This window comes from Nocardia sp. NPDC019219 (assembly GCF_040632645.1).
Taxonomy (GTDB): domain Bacteria; phylum Actinomycetota; class Actinomycetes; order Mycobacteriales; family Mycobacteriaceae; genus Nocardia; species Nocardia sputorum.
Genome location: NZ_JBEYCG010000004.1, coordinates 273,238 through 292,695, shown reverse-complemented (window position 1 = coordinate 292,695; position 19,458 = coordinate 273,238). Strand labels below are relative to the sequence as shown.

Below are 19,458 nucleotides of genomic sequence, written 5' to 3'. Positions count from 1 at the left end.
TGCACTGATACCCCCGCACCCGCCGCGGCGTTTCACCACACGCCGACCGATACCGAACCGATGTGCAGGTCTCCGTAGGACAACGGGCGATTACCCCCGAGGTAATCGACTCCGCGACCGGCGACGGGCAAGATCGCGCCCATGATCGATGAGACGGGCACCAAGTTGTTCCACCAGACCATGCCGTTCACCGAGCGCCTCGGCGTCGAGGTGCTCGCCCACGGACCCGAGCTGGTCCGCAGCCGCCTGGCCTGGGACGAATCACTGTGCACGCTCGGCGGGGTGCTGCACGGCGGGGTGCTGATGTCGCTGGCCGACGCCACCGGCGCGGTCTGCGCGTTCCTGAACCTGCCCGAAGGCAAGCAGGGCACCACCACGGTGGAGTCGAAGACCAATTTCCTGCGCGCCGTCCGCTCCGGGCACGCCATCGCGTCGGCGACCCCGCTGCATGCCGGGCGCTCGTTCATCGTGGTCGAGACCGTCGTCCGGGACGACGCGGACAAGCTGGTCGCGAAGGTCACCCAGACCCAAGCGGTGCTCTAGCCGCAGGCCGCCCGCACGCCGCTCATCCCGCCGCCGCGCGGGCGGCCGGTTACACGCGGGCCAGGTCGAGCAGTTGCCGCAGTCCCGCGTCGAAATCCGCGGCGGTGATCGGCAGCCGCACCGCGGTCCGGCCGTCCGGCGCCGACCCGGACCGGCGCGCGGCCGCCGCGCACGCCACTTGACGTGCGTAGTCGGTCAGCGGGCATCCCGATCCGACCGGCTCGGCGGTCGCCGGAGCATAGCGTCCGAGCTGCAGGAGCGCGTCTTGGATCTCCACCGTCATCCGCAGCAGCCGGACCTTCCCATCATCCCGCTCGTCTGCGGCGGGCCGCAGCACGATCTCGGGCACGGCGGCGGTGAGATCTCGCCACAGCGGGCGCAGCCTGCGGCAGGATCGCCCGGGCCGGTCGAGTTCCGCCGTGTCCGGCAGGGCCCGCACCAGCGGAATCGCGACCAGCGCCGCGTCGAGCGTCAGACAGATGGTGACCGTCGCCTCGATCCTGAGCACCTGCGTACCCAAGCCCGGTCGGCTGGTGCGTCAGGCTCGCGATACCGGGCGTCACGGTGCACCGGTACAGCAGCAGGCTCAGCACGCCCCACACGAACAGCCGATTCACCAGTCGGTCGACCACCGTGTCGCGCAGAAGCAGCAGGCGGCCCGCACCGACCAGCGCGACGAAGCCCGAGCGCAGGCCAGGCGATCATTCCCGGAACAGATGACACCGGCCGACCTCCCACCCGCGAAACTGTCGGCCGCGAACGATACCGTTGCCGGATGTTCGTGACCGCGCAGTTCCAGACCCGATTCACACTTCCGGGCACCGAGCATATGTCTTGTTTGTCCCTTTTTCGGCATCCCGTTCCGATTACCGGGGTGACGCGCGCACCGATTGTCACCGAGCCCAGAATCTCCGCGCGTAGCTCGTGCGAAGTCACAGCGCCGCACTCGGGGACGAATTGGAAAAGGGCGCAAAAGATTTGGTCGAATGACTGTGGATGTTACGGTGTATCACATAGAGTTTCAGTGACGACACTCACCTCCGACACGCACCTCCAGGCGGGTGCGTCTGCTCTGCGTAGTCCGCGAACGCGGCTCCACCTCATGCTCTGCCCGCCCGTTCGTGCGGCAAGAACGGAGATATCTGTGCGCGATGAACCACGATCAGCTTTCCGGACCGAGCGAGTCGAAGGTGCATCGATCGGAACAGATGTCGTTCCCCCACCACGGCCGGGCCGTGCGCGAACACTCCGGCCGCGGCCGTCGGCCCGCGCGGTGGTCACACCCGTGGCGCGCTCGGTCGAGCGGCGGTACCGCCTTCCCGAGGACAGCGCACTAGCGGATCTATGCGTCGCGGCGTGACCGCGCTGGGGAAACGGAAGCGATGAGCAAGCAGACTGCCGGAACAACTGAACTAGCCGTGCGCCCGGCCGCCGGGACGGACTCGATGAACACCGCGTTGCGTGATCGTCTCATCGACGCGACCGTCGAGGTGGTGTCGACCGAGGGCTTGCACGCGCTCACCGTCCGCCGCGTGTCGCGGATGTGCGGGGTCTCCACGATGGCGGTGTATTCCAACTTCGGGGGGATGCCCGGCCTGATCCGAGCCGCGGGATCCGCCGGCTTCGCCCAGCTGGCCGAGCGTATGACCGCAGCCGGGGTGACCGACGAACCGATCACGGATCTGCTCGTGCTCGGCCTCGTGTTCCGCGACGAGGCCCAGCGCAGGCCGGAACTCTTCCAGCTGATGTTCGGCACCGGGACCCGCATCGACCTCAAGATCAACCGCGGCAATGTGCTGGTGGCGGGGCACGATTCGGAGTTCGAGCATTACGCGGAGACCTTCGACCACGTGGTCGGCGCGGTGCAGCGCGCGCAGGACGCCGGGCTGATCAACACGCCGGACGTCCGTTCCGCCGCGGCACAGCTGTGGATGGGACTGTTCGGCTTCGTCCAATTGGAGATGGCCGGCCATCTGGGCGACGACGGTCTACTCGAAGTGCTGGTGCCCGCGATTGTGAATCTGCTCGTCGGCATGGGCGCGGAACTGGAAACCGTCGGCGCGGCGGTCCTGCTCGCCGTGGAACGGTTCGCCACGCTGTTCGGCGACTGACCGCTCGCGTCCGGGTCAGAACGGCAGCCGGGACCTGAACCGCTGGGCGCGTGCCATCGCGCGCTCGGCGGCGCTCCCGCGCGGTGGCATCAGCCCCAATTGAAGCAACATCTCGGTGAGGTCCCAGGTGGCCTGACTGCGCCAGATCAGCCCGTCGCGGAACTGCCACGCGTCGATGACCAGCAGATCGATGCGCTTGCCGGTCGGCCCGAACCCGGGCGGGTCGATCGGACCGAGGTGGGTGCCGGTCATCCGCCACGGCACGAGGGCGAGCCGGTTGTCCGCGGCGAGCACCGGCGCGAACGGATTGGTGTAGGCGACATCCGGGAACGAGCGCACCGTATCGGTGACGAACTTCTCCACGCCCGCCCGCCCGTGCGCGGGCGCGTCCAGCGACGGATCGTGCCAGATCGTGTCCTCGGTGACGCATTTCGCGACCGCCGCACCGTCTCCGCTGTTCCAGCCCGCGATGTATTGCTCGGTGAACTCGAGCAACCACGCGGCGCTTTCGATGGGTTCGGCCTCCGGCTCGATACGGAACTGCCCGGTGTTGTACGGATCCACGCCCATCGCCTTTCACCCCAGTGCGTATTCGACGAGCCATGGTAGCCACGAATGGAGCGCGGACTCAACAGCTCTCGGTGAACCGGCGCCGAATGACGCGGAATAACATCGGAATAACGGTGTAATTTACCGCAGGTTCGGCGGCCATAACCGTGTAATAACACCGGAATAATACCGTCATACCCGTTCTGAACTGCGGTGATAACGAGTTGTCATTACTTACGCCGCAATATATTTCGGCCCCGAGCGGTACGATTCCGTATTGACCTTCGCGAATCGGGCCTCCTACCATGGGTGGACACAGACCTCCTACCGCGGAACCACTTCACCTCCGGACGACGCTGCTGGCCGAACAGGTTTACCGGCGTCGCGCTTCCGGTTGTCTCCACGCTGTTTCGACGACGTCGGCGAGAAACGCCGATGTTTTCGAATACCTGAGCATCAGGGGATTTTTCATGCCCAATGTAGCAATTGTCGGTATCGGCTGCCGTTTTCCGGGCGGCATCGACGGACCGGACTCGTTCTGGGATCTCGTCGTGCACAAGGGCGACGGGATCGTGGAAGTGCCGGCGGACCGCTGGAACCTGGCGAAGTTCTACGACCCGGACCCGGACGCGCCGGGCCGGATGTACACCAGGCACGGCGGATTCCTGACCCAGCCGCTGTGGGAGTTCGACGCCGAGTTCTTCGGCATCTCCCAGCGCGAGGCGTCGATCATGGATCCGCAGCAGCGGCTGCTGTTGGAGGTCGCCTGGGAGGCGCTGGACGACGCGGGGATGGCGGGCCGGGTCAGCGGCCGGGAGGTCGGCGTGTTCGTCGGCGGCTTCATGAACGACAACGCGTTGGTGCGCAGCGGCTCGGTGTCGCGGGCCTCGATCAACAGCCACAGCCCGACCAGTTCGTCGCACACGCTGCTGTCGGCCCGCATCGCGTTCCTGCTGGATCTGCTCGGGCCCACCATGACCATCGACACCGCCTGCTCGTCCTCGCTGGTCGCGCTGCACCAAGCGGTGCTCGCGCTGGAATCGGGCGAGTGCGAGACAGCGATCGTCGGCGGCGCCAACGCGATGCTGCGGCCGGAAGCGTTCATCTCCATGTGCAAAGGCCGGTTCCTCGCGGTGGACGGCCGGTGCAAGTCCTTCGACGCGGCCGCCGACGGCTACGGCCGTGGCGAGGGCGCGGGCGCGGTGGTGCTCAAGCAGCTGGACGCGGCGGTGCGGGACCGCGACCGGATCTACGCGGTGGTGCGGGGCAGCGGCGTCAACCAGGACGGCCGCACACTGGCCATCCCGGTGCCCAACCCCGTCGCGCAGGAGGCACTGGCCCGGCGGGTGCGCCGGCTGGCGGGCATCGACGCGCACGACATCCGCTATGTGGAGGCGCACGGCACCGGCACACCGGTCGGCGATCCGCTCGAACTGGCCGCGCTGGGTGCGGTGTACGGCGCGGTCGAGGGCCGCGACGAGCCGCTGCCGGTCGGCTCGGTGAAGAACAACATCGGGCACACCGAGGCCGCGGCGGGCGTCGCGGGCGTCATCAAGGCCGCGCTGACCTTGCACCACGGCGTCATCGCACCGCAACTGCGGCTGGACAACCCGAACCCCGAGATCGACTTCGACCGACTGCGGGTACGCATTCCGCTGGAGACCGAACCGCTGCCGAACGACGACGGCCGGGCCGCGGTGGCGGTCAACAGCTTCGGCTACGGCGGCACCAACGCCCACGCGATCCTCACCCGCGCGCCGGAAGTGCCCGCCCCCGCCGCGGAGTCCGCGCGCGGACCGATCACCGTGCTGCCGCTGTCGGCCCGCAACGAGACCGCGTTGCGCACGATGGCCACCCAGCTGCACGACCTCGCCGAGGCCACCCCCGTCGAGGCGGTGACCGAGGCGGCGTGGGCGCAGCGCGCGCATCATCCGCTTCGCGCCGCCTTCGCCTATCGTGACGCCGACGATCTGCGCACCCAGCTCGCCGATTTCGCCGCGGGCTCGGGCAAGTCGCCCGCCCGGGCGCTCACCGACGGTTCCACCCAGCCGGTGTTCGTGTTCAGCGGCATGGGCCCGCAGTGGTGGGGCATGGCCCGCGGCCTGCTCGAGGCAGGCGGGCATTTCGCGACCGCCGCGCGGGCGATCGATGAGGTCTTCCGCGAGATCGCGGGCTGGTCGATCGTCGAGGAACTCCTGCGCCCGGAAGCGGAATCGCGGATCACCAGGACCGCCTACGCGCAACCGGCGAACTTCCTGGTCCAAGCCGCGCTGGTGGCCGAACTCGCCGAACTCGGCATCCACCCCGCCGCGGTGGTCGGCCACAGCGTCGGTGAAGTCGCCTCGGCCTATGTCTCGGGCTCGCTGTCGCTGCGCGACGCGCTGCTGGTGAGCTATCACCGCGCCCGGTTACAGGCCACCACCGCGGGCACCGGCGGCATGCTCGCCGTCGGGCTGCCGGAGGAACAGCTGCGCGAGCGCCTGGCCGATGTGCCGGGCGTCTGCGTCGCGGCGATCAACAGCCACTCCGCGGCGACACTGTCCGGCGACCTCGCCGCATTGGACCGCATCCGAGAAGAACTCACCGAGGAAGGCGTGTTCGCCAAGGCCCTGCGCGTCGAGGTGCCCTACCACAGCCACCTGATGGATCCCATTCTCGGCGATCTCACCGCGGCGCTGGCCGACCTCGCGCCGCGACCCGCGCGGGTACCGATCTGGTCCACCGTCACCGGTGGTGAGCTGTCCGGCCCCGAGTGGGACGCCGAGTACTGGTGCCGCAACGTGCGCGAGCCGGTGGCATTCGGCGCGGCCGTGGACAGCCTGCTCGACGCCGGGCACCGGGTGTTCCTGGAGGTCGGCCCGCATCCGGTGCTCAGCGGCAACATCAAGGAGGCGTTCGTGCGCCGCGGCCTCGACGGCGCGGCGATCAGCACCCTGGCCCGCAACGCCGACGACCGGGACAACCTGTTGCGCGCGGTGGGCGAGCTGTACCAGGTGGGCGGGTTGGACACCACGCACGCGCCCGGCGCGCCGGAAACCCCCACCGCGCATCTGGATCTGCCTCGCTACCCGTGGCAGCGCCGCAGGCTCTGGATCGAGGACCCCGCGATCGAGGCGGATCGCGTCGGCGCCGTGGACGGCTACGTCATGCTCGGGCAGCGCACCGCGGCTTCCGCCCCGGAGTGGGAGGTCGAGCTGTCCGTGGCCGCGCTGCCGTGGCTGCCCGATCACGTGGTCGACGGGTCGGTCGTGCTTCCGGGCGCGGCGTATCTGGACGCCGCGCTCAGCGCCGCCGCGGTACGGACCGGCCGCGCCACCTTCGGGCTGGAGTCGGTTCAGTTCGTCGCGCCGCTGGTGATCGCACGGCATGACGTGCCGGTCCTGCGCCTCACGGTCGAGGAGACCACCCACCGGTTCACCCTGCGCTCGCGCGCCGCCACCGCGACCACCTGGACGGTCAACGCGTACGGCAGGCTGATCGAGGCGGACGTCGACGCGCGCACCATCGACCTCACTCCGGCGGCGGACGCGGTGGACGTGACCGCGGCGACCCTCTACGACGGCCTCGCCGCGCACGGCCTGGCCTACGGTCCGAGCTTCCGGTTGATCACCGACGCCCGCGTGGGGGCCGACTCCGTACTGGCGCGGCTGGATCTCACGCCGCTGGCAGGCAGTTCGCCGAGCCTGCCGCATCTGGCCCACCCCGCCGCGGTCGACGCCGCGCTGCAGTGCTTCGCCGCCCTGTACGCCCAGACGGCGCGCGGCGCGAGCGTCGTCGTGCCGTCCTCGGTCGCCGGGGTGCGCTGGACCGGGCCGCTGCCCGAGCAGGCGGTCGTGCTCGTCCGCCGGGTGGACGGCGACCCGCTGTGCGCGGACATCACCGTCGCTTCACCGGAAGGCATTGTCGCACTGACACTTTCGGGTGTCCGGTTCGCCAGGCTGGCGGCCGAGCCGGACCTGCACGACCAGCTCGACGGCCTGTTCTACGAGCCGGTGTGGGCCATCGTCGACGACATCGCGACCGCCGACGAATCGACGGGTGGCGAAGAGTTCCTGCTCGTGGTCAGCCTGGGCAGCACCGTCTCCCAGCGCGCGAAGGAGATCGCCAGCGCTCGTGCCTTCTCGGAGATCCTCACCCTGGACCCGGAGGAGGCCGGCGCCTCGGATCGCGTCCTCGCCGCTCTGCGCGCCGCCCAGCAACGGCCCGGCGCGACGCGCGGCCGCCTCGTCGTGGTGTCGGGCGCCGAGCTGGACGCCGTGCCCAACGCCTACGGGCTCGCCCTGGTCGCGAAGGCGGTCGGCGAGCTGGTGGTCGGCGAGGAGGACGACGACGCCCCGGCGGCCGAGGTGCGTGCGGTGGTGGTCACCGAGCAGGCGTTCTGCCTGCCGGTCGACGCCTTCGCGCATCCCGCGCAGGCCGCGCTCACCGGCGCGCGGCGCACGCTGCGCAACGAGCAACCCGCCGTCCACTGGCGGCTGGTCGACACCGAACCGGCCACACGCGCCACCGACATCGTCGAGCAGGTGTTCGGCGACGGACGGGCCGACGAGGTCGCGTTGCGAGCGGGCGCGTGCTGGGCGCTGCACCTGCGCAAGTCCCTGCGGGAACATCTGGCGGTCTGGGACGAGGCCGCGCCGCTGACCGATCCGGAAAGTTCGTTCCGCCTGGAGATTCCGCGGTCCCGGCTGTTGTCGGATCTGGCGTGGCGCGCGGTCGATCGCGTACCGCCGGGCCCCGGCGAGGTCGAGATCCGGATGGACGCGGTGGGCCTCAACTACAAGGACGCGCTCAAGGTGCTCGGTGTGCTCACCGAAAAAGAGCTGGCCGGAACGTACTTCGGCACCGACCTGGGGATGGACGGGTTCGGCGTGGTCGAGCGGGTCGGCCCCGGCGTGACCGAGGTCGCCGTCGGTGACGAGATGTCGGTGTGCGCCAGGGACCTGGTCCGCAGGTATGTCACCCTCCGGCCGGACGAGGGCGCCACGATGCCCCTGAACTATCCGGACACCGAACTCGACCCGTGCCACTCCAGCTCGGTGCTGCCCTTCCTGACGGCCGAATTCGCCTTCGGCGAGCTCGCCCACCTGCGAGCGGGTGAGACGGTGCTGGTACACGGCGCGGCGGGCGGCATGGGTATGGCCGCGGTCCAGGTGGCGGTGCGCCTCGGCGCGCGGGTGATCGCGACGGCGGGCTCGGAGGAGCGCCGTGCTGTGGCCGCCGCGGCCGGCGCGCACGAGGTGGTCAACTCGCGGTCGATCAGCTTCGTCGACGAGGTGCTCGCGCTCACCGGCGGACGCGGCGTCGACGTGGTCTACAACTCCTCCCCCGGCGAGATCCTCCAGCAGAACCTGCGGGCGGCCGCCGAATTCGGCCGGATCATCGAGATCGGCAAGGCCGACATCTACGGCGGTGGCGCGATCGACCTGCGCCCGTTCGACCGGAACCTGTCATTCTTCGCGGTGGACATGGATCGCGCCTTGGCCGTGCGCCCCGAACTGGTCCGTCGCGCGGCACGCCGGGCGATGGACGCGCTGAACGACGGCACCTACGACTATCTGCCCTACACCGCATTCCCGCTGGCCTCGACCGCCGAGGCGTTCGAGACCGTGGTGCGGTCCAAGCAGATCGGCCGCGTGGTGCTCGACCTGCGCGAACCGGAACCGACCGTGCTGGGCAAACGGCCGGGTCTGCCGATCGATCCCGAGGCCAGCTACCTGGTCACCGGCGGCTTCGGCGCGTTCGGCCTGGCCACCGCGCGCTGGCTGGCGCGGATCGGCGCGCGACGTCTGGTGCTGGCCGGGCGCAGCGGCGCCACCGGGGACGCGGCTCGCGCGGCGGTCGCCGAGATCGCCTCCGGCGGTGTGGAAGTGGTGGAGGAACGCCTCGACATGGCCGACTACGACGCCGTCGCCGCGCTGGTCGAGCGCATCCAAGCGAGCGGGCACCCGCTGCGCGGCGTGTTCCACGCGGCTGGTGTGGTGAACAACCTCGAGGTACCGCAGATCACCGCCGAGTCGCTGGCGGACATCTTCGGGCCCAAGGTCGCCGGAGCGGTCAACCTGGACACCGCCGTCACCGCCGCCGACATCGAGCTGGACATGTTCGTGCTGTTCTCCTCGGCGAGCAGCATCGTCGGCATCTCACCCCAATTCGGCTACGCGGCGGCCAATTCCGTCCTGGACATGATCGCCGCCGCCCGCCGGGCCCGCGGCGCCGCCGCGCTGGCGGTGAACTGGGGCTTCATGAGCGGTGGCGGCGGCATGGCCGACTACGAGGCGGTCAGCCGGTACGCGGAGATGACCGGCTACCGCTCGGTGGACATGGACGTGGCAACCGATCTGCTGGGCGAATGCCTGCGGCTGAACCTGCCGCAGATCGTGCTGTTCGACGTGGACTGGAGCCAGTGGGCGCTGGCGCACCGCCCGTCCACCCGCACGCCGCGTTTCGCCGACCAGGTGGCGGCCGCGGGCGGCGGCGCGTCGGGCGCGGGCGCGCTGCGGGCGGAGATCCTCCAGCTGGGTATCGACCAGCGCGGCGAGGTGGTGGCCTACCTGCTCGCCGAGCAGCTGGCCGCGGTGCTCGGCGTCGACGCCGAGACGATCGACCTGAACACCCCGCTGCCCGAGCTCGGCATGGACTCGCTGATGGGCATGGAGTTCGGCGCCCGCGTGGTGCAGGTGCTCGGCACCCAGCTGTCGGTGCTCGCCGTGATCGGACTGACGTTGCGCGGGCTCGGCGCGCGAATTGCCGAGCAGATTGCCCAGGAAGAAGAGCGCGCGGCGAGGAGCGAGGACGAATGACCGGCAACAACAGGGAACTGGCCCGCGCACTGCTGGCCAGGCACGCGAGCGGCGAGAACAGCGCCCCGGCGAACGGCAACGGCGCGCGAGCCGCGAACGGCTCCGCCGCCCCGGCCGCGGCCACCGGCAACGGCGGCAGCGCGACACGCGGGGTCGCGCACACGTCGTTCCGTGACCACCCCGGCGTGCTCGAGGCCGCGCAGCGGTTCGGGCGGTTCGACGCCTGGGTCAACGAGGTCGGTCTGGTCAATCCGTACTACCTGCCGCACGAGGGCATCAGCGGCGCGGTGACCAGGATGGCCGACCGGGACGTGGTGAATTTCAGCAGCTTCGGCTACCTGGATCTGGCCGCCGACTCGCGGGTGCGGCAGGCCGCCAAGGACGCTATCGATCAGTACGGCACCTCCGCCGCCGCGGTCCGGATCGTGGCGGGCGAGCTGCCGATCTATCGCGAATTGGAAGCCGAGATCGCCGGCATCTACGACACCGAGGCCGCGCTGGTGACCGCGAGCGGCTACCTCACCAACGCCGCCGCGGTCGGATTCCTGCTCGGCAAGCGCGATCTCGCGGTCTGCGACGCGCTCATCCACCACAGCGTGGTCTCCGGCACGGAGTGGTCACGCTGCAAGCGGGTCTCCTTCCGGCACAACGATCCCGAGTCGCTCGAGACGATCCTCAAGATGTCGCGGCGCAGCTTCGACCGGGCCATGGTGATCATCGAGGGCCTCTACAGCATGGACGGCGACGTGGTCCGGCTGCCCGAGATCATCGAGGTGGCCCGGCGCTACGACTGCTCGATCATGATCGACGAAGCGCATTCCTTCGGCACGCTGGGCGCCACCGGGCACGGCGTGCGCGAGCTGTTCGACCTGCCCGGCGACGCCGTGGACGTCTGGATGGGCACGCTGTCCAAGGCGCTCGGCAGCGTCGGCGGCTATCTCGCGGGCAACCGGGAACTGGTCGACGGATTCAAGTACGTCGCAGGCGGGTTGAGCATGTACACCGCCGCGCCGGCCCCGTCGGCCATCGGCGCCGCGCTGGCCGGGCTCGAGGTCCTGCGCGACGAGCCGGAACGCGTGACCCGGCTGCGGCACAACAGCGAGTACTTCCACCGCCGCGCCAAGGAATACGGCTTCGACATCGGCACCTCGGAGGATTCGCCGATCATCCCGGTCATGACCGGCGCCGACGAACCGGCGGTGCTGGCGGCGCTGGCCATGCTGCAGCGCGGATTCAGCGTGAACGCCATCACCCATCCGGTCGTCCCGGCCGGGGAGGCCAGGCTGCGGTTCTTCATCAACTGCAGGCACACCGAGCAGCACATGGACCAGGCGCTGGCCACGCTGCGCGAGGTGCTCGACGGACTCGCGGACACCGCGGGACAGCAATTCACACTCGCCCATGAGGAGCAGCACTCGTGAAAATTCCCATCAACCGATCCCTCCTCCGAAAAGCGGTGGTGCCCGGGGTGGCCCTGCTGCTGATGGGCTCGCTGTTCATCCCCGCGCGGTCGGCGCTGCTGCCCACCTACGACGAAGCGGGCGGGCCGATCGCGAGCAAGTTCGACTTCACCGCGATGCCGATCGCGCTGCCCAAGGGCTTGCCGACCGATCGTAAGATCCGCGAGCTGCGCGAGCCGTACAAGCACCTGTCGGCCTGGATCTCGTCGGTCGGCGCGGCCATCGCGATGAACGACTTCGACGGCAACCGGCTGGCCGACGACCTGTGCGTGGTCGACCCCCGCTCCGACACGGCGTTCATCACGCCGACGCCGGACAGCAACACCGGCCGGTACGAGCCGTTCGTGCTCGACCCGAAACCGCTACCCGCCGACTCCTCCACCGTGCCGTCGGGCTGCATCCCCGGCGACTTCAACGGTGACGGCCGGCTGGACGCCCTGGTGTCGTACTACGGCCGGACGCCGATCCTGTACCTGCAGCGCGCCAACGCGACCCGGCTGGACGCCAAGGCGTTCCGCCCGATCGACCTGGTCCCCTCCCCGAACACCGCGGACGGGCACTACGAAGGCGAACGCTGGATCACCGCGGCGGTCTCGGTGTCCGACTTCGACGGCGACGGCAAGCCGGACATCTACCTGGGTCAGTACTTCAACGACATGGACGTGCTCTCCAAGGAGGGCCAGCTCGCGCTGTGGATGACCGACTCGCTGTCCAACGCGCGCAACGGCGGCAAGGACCGGATCTTCACCCTGGCCTCCGCCAAGGCGGGCGACGAGCCGACCGCCGACTACCGCGAGGTGGCCAACCCGTTCCCGATCGGCATGGACACCGGGTGGGCGCTGGCCGCCGCCGCGTCCGACCTGAACGGCGACCAGCTGCCGGAGCTGTACGTGGCCAACGACTTCGGGCGCGACCGCCTGTTCGTCAACAAGTCCACGCCGGGACAGATCCGCTTCGGCTTCGCCGAGGGCGAGCGCGGCATCACCGAGCCGAAGTCGTATGTGCTCGGCCATGATTCGGACAAGGGCATGGCGGCCGACTTCGGCGACCTGAACGGCGACGGCATGCCGGACCTGTTCGTCAGCAACATCGCGGTGCGCTTCGCGCTGATGGAAGGCCACTTCGCGTTCTACAACACCGCCAAGGACACCGCCGACGCGGCACGGCAACTGGCCGAGGGCGTCGCGCCGTTCAAGAACCGCGCGACCGACGTCGGACTGGCCTGGGAGACCTGGGGCTGGGACGCCAAGATCGACGACTTCGACAACGACGGTCGCAACGAGGTGGTCCAGGCCACCGGCATGATCAAGGGTGAGACCAACCGGTGGCCGCAGATCCAGGAACTCGGCACCATGAACGACGACCTGACCAAGTACCCGTGGTCCTGGCCGATCATCGCCGAGGACGCCGACCTGGCGGGCAGCAATCCGGTCGGCTTCTTCAGCCGCGGTGACGACGGCAAGTTCGCCAACCTCACCCACGCCCTCGGCATGGACACCCCGGTGCCCTCACGCGGCATCGCGGTCGGCGACACGTCCGGCAACGGGGCGCTGAGCTTCGCCGTCGCCCGCCAATGGGGCGACCCGACCTTCTACCACAACAACAAGGCGAAGGGCGGCCAGTTCCTCGGCCTGAAGCTGTTCCGGCAGGCATGGGAGGGCACCGCGACCACGAACACCATCGCCGGTCTTCCCACGCAGGGCGTTCCGGCCGTGGACGCCCAGGTCGAGGTCCGCACGGCGGACGGCCGGTTGCTCACCAGCCACCTCGACGGCGGCAGCGGGCACACCGGCAAGCGCGCCACCGAGGTGCACATCGGTCTCGGCGACGTCGACCCGGCCGCCCCGTTGCACGTCACGCTTCGCTGGCGGGAGACCAACGGCACCCCGCACGAACAATCCCTCCAGCTCGCGCCGGGCTGGCACACCGTGAACCTCGCCTCGGACGCGCAGGAGGTCAAGCAGCGATGAGCGACAACGACAAGAAGGATCCGGGCGAGGCGACAGCCGCCTCGAACGGCCACCACGAGACCTCGGCGGCCGACGGCAACGGCAGCGCCGCCCACGGCGCTCCCGGGGGCGACGACACGGCCACGGAGGGCGGAGCCGCCGCCACGGCCGGCAACGGCAACGGCAACGGGACGAGCGTCTCGGCGGCGGAACGCATCTCGGCGGTCCAGCGCTCGGGCACCGAGTTCGCCAAGGAATGGGTGGAAAAGCCCGCCGCCACGAAGGATCCGCGCTACCTGGCGCTGCGCAACTTCGCCATCTCGATCACCATCTTCAACCTGATCGGGTTCCCGCTGCTCGGCTTCGAGCAGCCGTTCCTCTGGCCGTTCATCGCGCTGGCCACCGCCTATACCACCGAGATCGGGCTGGAAGTCCTGGCGGCCTGGGCGTACAAGCGGCCCCCCGCCTTCCGGGGCCGGGGGCCGCGCGGGTTGTTCGAGTTCCTGCTGCCCGCGCACATCACGGGTCTGGCGTTCAACTTCCTGACCTTCGCGCACGACAAGCTGTGGCCGGTGATCTTCGGCATCGTGGTCGCCGTCGGCACGAAGTGGGTGCTGCGCGCCAAGATCAACGGCAAGATGCGCCACTTCATGAACCCGTCGAACTTCGGCGTCGTGGTGTGCTTCCTGGTGTTCCCGATGATCGCGGTGGCCCCGCCGTACCACTTCACCGAATACATCACGGGCCCGGCGGACGCGCTCATCGTCCTGGGCCTGCTGACGACCGGCACCATGCTCAACGCCAAGCTGACGCTGAAGATGCCGCTGATCATGGCGTGGGTGGGCGCGTTCGCGCTGCAGGCCATCGTGCGCGGGCTCATCGAGCCGAACGTCTCGATCCTGGCCGGCCTGAGCATGATGACCGGCCTGGCGTTCGTGCTGTTCACCAACTACATGGTCACCGACCCGGGCACCACCCCGTCGGGCAAGAAGCAGCAGATCATGTTCGGCGCCTCGGTGGGCATCATGTACGGCGTCGTCACCGCGCTGCACATCTCCTACGGGTTGTTCATCGCACTGGTCATCGTCTGCGGCGCTCGCGGCGTCTACTGGTGGGTCCGCGGGATCGCCGAATGGTGGCGGCAACGCGGCGCGGCGCCGGAGGCGGCGGAGCAGCCCGTGGTGGCCGACGACCTGGAGGCCGACATAGCGCGCGAACCCGAGCCGGTGAAGGAGGCGGCCCGCTCATGACCGACCGCGCCGAGCTGCGCCGCGTGCTCGGCGCGTTCACCACCGGTGTCACCGTGGTCACCACCGGGTCGCCACGGCCACACGGCATGACCGCCAACGCGTTCACGTCCGTCTCGCTGGATCCCCCGCTGATCCTGGTGTGCGTCGCCCACACGGCGCGCCTGCACCGGGCGATCCACGAGGCGGGCGCGTTCGCCGTTTCCGTGCTGTCGGCCGACCAGGAGCCGGTGGCCCGGTACTTCGCCGACTCCGCGCGCCCCGACGGCGACGCGCAATTCGACCAGGTCGAGTGGTTTCCCGGACCGCACACCGCGGCGCCGATGCTGGCGCACGCGGCCGCGGGTCTGGAATGCACGCTCGACAACATCTTCGACAGCGGCGACCACAGCATCGTCGTCGGCGAAGTACTGCACGCCGAACGCGACGCCCGACTCGCCGCCACGGGAGCGCTGACGTTCTTCGACGGCGGTTTTCGCCGCTTCATCCTGTGACGACGCCCCCCGAAAAAGACTCCTCTGACGATTGGAGAACCCCATGCCCTCGCCGTTGGGTCCGCTGCGCGCGGCCCTTTTCGTTCCCAGTCCGGCCAGTGTTCGCTCGGTGCTGAGCAAGTTCGAGCAGCCCGATCAGCACACCGCGCTCGAACTCGAACAGGTGACCATGCATCTGGTCGGCGGCATCGACTCCGCGGTCCGCAGCTCGGACAACGACGAGCTGATCGCCACGCTGCTGCAGGTCCCGCCGAAGTACCGCGGGTTCGCCTACGAGGGCGCGGCCGTCGGCCTCACCGCGATCGACTCCCTCTCCCCCGGCCGGCGCGCCGCCGACCTGATCGATGGACCGGCCAGCGAGTACGCGCTGACCATGTACGTCGGGGTCGGCCTCGCCATGGCGAAGATCCCGAAGCTTCGGTGGAAGAAGCTGTTCCCGCAGCACCCGCTGTTCCGCTGGCTGGCCATCGACGGCTACGGCTTCTACAAGGCGTTCTTCCAGATGCAGCGCTACGTGCGCGACAAGCACGTCGAGACGCGCTATCCCGGCTGGCTCGGCGACCGCGACAACCTGAAGCGCATCGCCGACCAGGGCATGGGCCGCGCGCTGTGGTTCATCGGCGGCGGTAGCCCGGCCGGGGTCGTGCGGCTGATCGGCGAGTTCGAGCCGCGGCGGCACGCGGATCTGTGGAGCGGCGTCGGCATCGCCGTCACCTTCGCGGGTGGCGTGGAAACGGCGGCGATGGAGGAACTCTGGGACGTGGCGGGCGAGTTCCGGCCGCAGCTGTCGCTGGGGTCGGCCATGGTCGCCCGCATCCGGCAGCAGACCAACAGCGTCAACGAGCACAGCGAGGCCGCGGCGCAGGTCTTCTGCGGCGCCGGCGTGGCGAAGACCGACGCGCTGATCGAGAGCTCGCTCGACGGCCTGCCCGACGACGGCAGCTCCGGCACGTATCTGTTGTGGCGGGACCGGATCGCCGAGATCGTCACCGCGAGCCGAGCCTGAGCCGCGATGGGACGGGTCGAGGACTGGGCCGGCAAGCACGTCGTCGTCACCGGCGGATCGGAAGGGATCGGCGCCGCGGTGGCGGAGGCTTTCGCGCGGCGCGGCGCGCAGGTCTCGATCATCGCGCGCCGTGAGCTACCGTTGCGCGACACCGCGAAACGACTGGGCGCGGACTGCGCCGCCGCGGACGTGACGCGGCCGGACCAACTCGCCTCGGCCATCACGGAATTGGAGCAGCGCAACGGGCCGTGCGAGGTCCTCGCCTGTTGTGCGGGGCTCGCGCTGCCCGGGCGGTTCCTCGACGTGGACGCCGATGAGTTCGAGGTGCAGATGTCGGCGAACTATCTCGGCACGGTGTACGCCGTGCGGCAGGTTCTGCCCGGCATGGTGCGGCGGGGCGGCGGGAAGATCCTGCTGGTCAGTTCGACGTCGGCATTCCTCGGAATCACCGGTTACACCGCCTATGGGCCGACCAAGGCGAGCATCCGGCAGCTGGCGTTGTGCCTGCGCTATGAAGTCGAGCCGAAGGGCGTGGACGTCACGGTGATCTATCCGGCCGACACCGACACACCGGGGCTGGCCATGGAGAACCAGCGAAAACCGGTGGAGACCAAGGCCATCACCGGGTCGATCGAGCCGATGTCGGCTCAGCGGGTCGCCGAAGCCGCCGTACGGGGCTTGGCACGCGGACGCCACCACATCGCGCTCGACCCGCTGACGCGGTTCTTCCTGGCCTGGGCGAACCTGCCCGAGGATCTGGCGCGGCCGTTCATGCGGCGCACCATCGCGAAGGCGCTGCGCGGCAACTGAGCACCGAACACGCGAAAGGCCCGCTCGCACATCGAATTCCGATGTGTGAGCGGGCCTTTCGCCATCTCAGCCGACGATGACGATCACGCATGCCGCGATGAAGAGCAGTTGCACCAGCGCCCGCAGCGGCAACGGCATGGTCTTGATGCCCAGTTCGGCGCGGGCGGCGCGGACGTTCGCCGGGAACAGCGCCACCAGCAGCGCGATCAGGCAGGCCGCGGCCAGGTCCGCGGTGGCCGGGATGAGTACGCCCGCCGCACCCGCCAACTCCAGGACGCCGGTCAGCGTCACCAGCGCCGCCGCGTTCGGCAGCCGCGGCGGCACCATGGCGATCAGGGCGTCGCGGCGCGGCTGGAGGAAGTGCGCGCTCGACGTGAGCACGAGCATCGCGGCCAGCCCGAGTGCGGTCGCGTGCGCCCACGAATCGAGCCAGCCGTGACCGATCAGCCGGCCGGCGAGGCGGGCGAGTGCGGTGACGGCGACGAGGACAACCAGCGGTGCCATCGGGATCTCCTGTACATCGAAAGCAAATCTAGACAGTGGAAAGATAGTCCCCGCGTGCTGAACTTGTCAATGTCTAGATGATCGGTCACCATCGAGATATGGCGAAGGACGGCTACCACCATGGAGATCTCCGCGCGGCACTGCTGAGCGCGGCCGCCGAGCGGATCGCCGCCGACGGCGTCGACGCGCTCTCGCTGCGCAACCTGGCCCGGCACGCGGGCGTCTCGCACGCCGCGCCCGCCCACCACTTCGGCGACCGCGCGGGACTGCTCACCGCGTTGGCCACCGAGGGTTTCGAGCTGCTGGCCGCGCAGCTCGCGGAGGCCGGGGAGGATTTCCGCGAGGTCGCGGTGGCCTACATTCGCTTCGCCCGCGAGCACCCCGGGCACTTCGACGTGATGTTCCGGCACAGTCTCTTGCACGCGGAGGACGCGGCGTTGCGCGCCGCCCGGGAACGTTCCGCGACGGCCCTGCGCGCAGGCGTCTCGGACATCCGGCCGGGCGACGGCCACGACCGGCAGCAGGCGACCCAGCTCGCCGCATGGTCGCTGGTACATGGCTTCGCTTCGCTGTGGCGCGAAGGGGCACTGCATAATTCAGCACTGGCCGCCGAATCCGATCCGGAGGTCTTGGCCCGCAAGATGTTGTCCACCATCCGCTTCGACTGACCGGAAACCCGCTTGCGCCGAGCCGCCACCGTGCTATCCAGAGACCCGGAAGGAGCGGGCGGCCATTCCCCGGCCGCCATCGACACATGGACATCCACGCCTACCCGACCGAGGCGACCACACCGGTGGATCTGACCGAGGCGCACCGGATCGCCGACCACCATCTCGCCAACGGCGACTACGCCGACCGCGGAATCGCCTACCAGCTGACCGAATTCGACACCTGCTTCGTCGCCGTCGCCACCTTCCCCCGCCCGCCGCACGCCGAGCCGGACAGCCCGCTGGTGGTAGTCGGCGGTTCCGTCTGCGTCATCGACAAACCCACCGGCGCCGTCTCCTACTGGCCGACCTACCCGGCCGACCTGGTGGCCGACCAGTACGCGGCCGCCCTGCGAGACGGCCGCCTGATCATCGAGGACAGCTGGCCGGAAGACGACGAGCCACCCGCCGCTACCTGAGCCCCGCTTTGCCCGTGCCGAAGTAATTGCGGCCATTGACAATTGGATATCAGCACACCAGCATGAGCAACGGCACCGTCCACTGGCCAGATCAGGCAAACGTCGAGCTTTGGAAACCGATGCGGCTACAGGAGGCAGCTCCATGGGGGACAACGAGCCCGACGCGGACACACGCGAGACAGCGCAACCCCGGCAGCAGGACCCGGCCGAGCGCAAGAGCTGGGTTCGTCGTCACTCCGGGACGATTCTCACCACACTGCTGTTCCCCATCATTTCCGGGTTGATCGTCTTGGCGGTGGAGAAGTTCACCGATGACGACGCCTCCGCGGCGTCGGCCTCGACATCGGCTCAGCAGACCACCCCCAGCGCTGCCGCGGACGACCGCGCGGCCTCCCCCGCGCCCTCCGCCGTGCCGACGACGTCGGCGGCCGCTTCGCCGAACGATGTCCGATGGACCGGCACGATCAACCTCACCTATCTGGATTTGGACTCCGTCCCGCCCCGCGTGCTGGCCAGCAACAACGGCGCCAGCGCATGGGTCAGTTACGACCGCAATTCTTCCGGTGGGTTCGACAAAGCCACCCTGTACGGAGTCGGCGGCGGATTCTTCACGACGAAGCCCACCCTCGCCCTGTGGACCACCCCGGCCGAACCCACCCGACAGCAGTGCTCCGACCTCGTCGCCACCCAGGGCGCCGAAACCCTCCAGGTCACCAAGGACAGCGCCTACTGCGTCAAAACCGCCGCGGGCCGCACCGCTTTCCTCACCGGCATCTCCCTCAACAACGCGATCCACGCCTACACGGCCTCGGTAACCGTCTGGTCGGCCACGCAGTAGCCGACGTCCCCGGCCGCACCA

15 protein-coding genes are annotated in these 19,458 nt (G+C 69.5%); 12 read left to right on the top strand and 3 right to left on the bottom strand.

What is annotated here, in order from left to right:
• The first annotated feature begins 141 nt into the window (after positions 1-141).
• A complete protein-coding gene (locus ABZ552_RS10805; RefSeq protein WP_281878249.1) occupies positions 142-543 on the top strand; it encodes a PaaI family thioesterase in 402 nt (133 codons plus the stop codon).
• Between the two features lie 49 nt (positions 544-592).
• On the opposite strand, the gene ABZ552_RS10800 is transcribed toward ABZ552_RS10805, so the two are convergent.
• Entirely contained in the window at positions 593-1,051 is a 459-nt protein-coding gene (locus ABZ552_RS10800; protein ID WP_357436572.1) for a DUF6545 domain-containing protein, read from the bottom strand.
• Positions 1,052-1,925: 874 nt separating this feature from the next.
• On the opposite strand from ABZ552_RS10800, the gene ABZ552_RS10795 reads away from it, so the two are divergent.
• Positions 1,926-2,654 carry a TetR/AcrR family transcriptional regulator gene (locus ABZ552_RS10795; protein ID WP_281878244.1) on the top strand — a complete coding sequence of 243 codons (729 nt, stop codon included), beginning with the start codon at positions 1,926-1,928 and terminating at the stop codon, positions 2,652-2,654.
• Between the two features lie 15 nt (positions 2,655-2,669).
• On the opposite strand, the gene ABZ552_RS10790 is transcribed toward ABZ552_RS10795, so the two are convergent.
• Entirely contained in the window at positions 2,670-3,224 is a 555-nt protein-coding gene (locus ABZ552_RS10790; protein ID WP_281878243.1) for a nuclear transport factor 2 family protein, read from the bottom strand.
• Positions 3,225-3,673: 449 nt separating this feature from the next.
• Here ABZ552_RS10790 and ABZ552_RS10785 point away from each other — a divergent pair, with 449 nt between their 5' ends.
• Genes ABZ552_RS10785 through ABZ552_RS10755 form a run of 7 tightly spaced genes read left to right on the top strand, consistent with a single transcriptional unit; the run spans position 3,674 to position 16,969 of the window.
• Entirely contained in the window at positions 3,674-10,003 is a 6,330-nt protein-coding gene (locus tag ABZ552_RS10785; RefSeq protein WP_281878242.1) for a type I polyketide synthase, read from the top strand.
• Positions 10,000-11,424, top strand: coding sequence for an aminotransferase class I/II-fold pyridoxal phosphate-dependent enzyme (locus ABZ552_RS10780; RefSeq protein WP_281878241.1), 1,425 nt, complete (start codon positions 10,000-10,002; stop codon positions 11,422-11,424). The genes ABZ552_RS10785 and ABZ552_RS10780 overlap by 4 nt, the downstream gene beginning before the upstream one ends.
• The gene (locus tag ABZ552_RS10775) at positions 11,421-13,433 is read left to right on the top strand and encodes a CRTAC1 family protein (RefSeq protein ID WP_281878240.1); all 2,013 of its coding nucleotides are present in this window, start codon (positions 11,421-11,423) and stop codon (positions 13,431-13,433) included. The genes ABZ552_RS10780 and ABZ552_RS10775 overlap by 4 nt, the downstream gene beginning before the upstream one ends.
• Positions 13,430-14,662, top strand: coding sequence for an enediyne biosynthesis protein (locus ABZ552_RS10770; RefSeq protein ID WP_281917582.1), 1,233 nt, complete (start codon positions 13,430-13,432; stop codon positions 14,660-14,662). The genes ABZ552_RS10775 and ABZ552_RS10770 overlap by 4 nt, the downstream gene beginning before the upstream one ends.
• Positions 14,659-15,153, top strand: coding sequence for a flavin reductase family protein (locus ABZ552_RS10765; protein WP_357436568.1), 495 nt, complete (start codon positions 14,659-14,661; stop codon positions 15,151-15,153). Before ABZ552_RS10770 ends, ABZ552_RS10765 begins: the two co-directional genes overlap by 4 nt.
• 43 nt (positions 15,154-15,196) lie before the next feature.
• A complete protein-coding gene (locus ABZ552_RS10760) occupies positions 15,197-16,159 on the top strand; it encodes a DUF1702 family protein (protein WP_281878235.1) in 963 nt (320 codons plus the stop codon).
• A 6-nt stretch (positions 16,160-16,165) separates the two neighbouring features.
• Complete coding sequence (locus ABZ552_RS10755) at positions 16,166-16,969, top strand: SDR family oxidoreductase (protein ID WP_281878234.1); 804 nt, start codon at positions 16,166-16,168, stop codon at positions 16,967-16,969.
• A 66-nt stretch (positions 16,970-17,035) separates the two neighbouring features.
• Here the strand turns inward: ABZ552_RS10755 and ABZ552_RS10750 are convergent, their stop codons facing one another.
• On the bottom strand, positions 17,036-17,473 hold the full coding sequence (locus ABZ552_RS10750; RefSeq protein WP_281878233.1) for a hypothetical protein: 438 nt from the start codon (positions 17,471-17,473) through the stop codon (positions 17,036-17,038).
• A 98-nt stretch (positions 17,474-17,571) separates the two neighbouring features.
• On the opposite strand from ABZ552_RS10750, the gene ABZ552_RS10745 reads away from it, so the two are divergent.
• The 3 genes from ABZ552_RS10745 (at position 17,572) to ABZ552_RS10735 (ending at position 19,437) form a co-directional block, all read left to right on the top strand.
• Positions 17,572-18,141 (top strand): WHG domain-containing protein, encoded by a 570-nt coding sequence (locus ABZ552_RS10745; protein ID WP_357436565.1) that lies wholly within the window; start codon positions 17,572-17,574, stop codon positions 18,139-18,141.
• An 86-nt stretch (positions 18,142-18,227) separates the two neighbouring features.
• A complete protein-coding gene (locus ABZ552_RS10740) occupies positions 18,228-18,599 on the top strand; it encodes a hypothetical protein (RefSeq protein WP_357436563.1) in 372 nt (123 codons plus the stop codon).
• Between the two features lie 142 nt (positions 18,600-18,741).
• The gene (locus ABZ552_RS10735) at positions 18,742-19,437 is read left to right on the top strand and encodes a hypothetical protein (RefSeq protein WP_281878229.1); all 696 of its coding nucleotides are present in this window, start codon (positions 18,742-18,744) and stop codon (positions 19,435-19,437) included.
• Positions 19,438-19,458 lie beyond the last annotated feature (21 nt).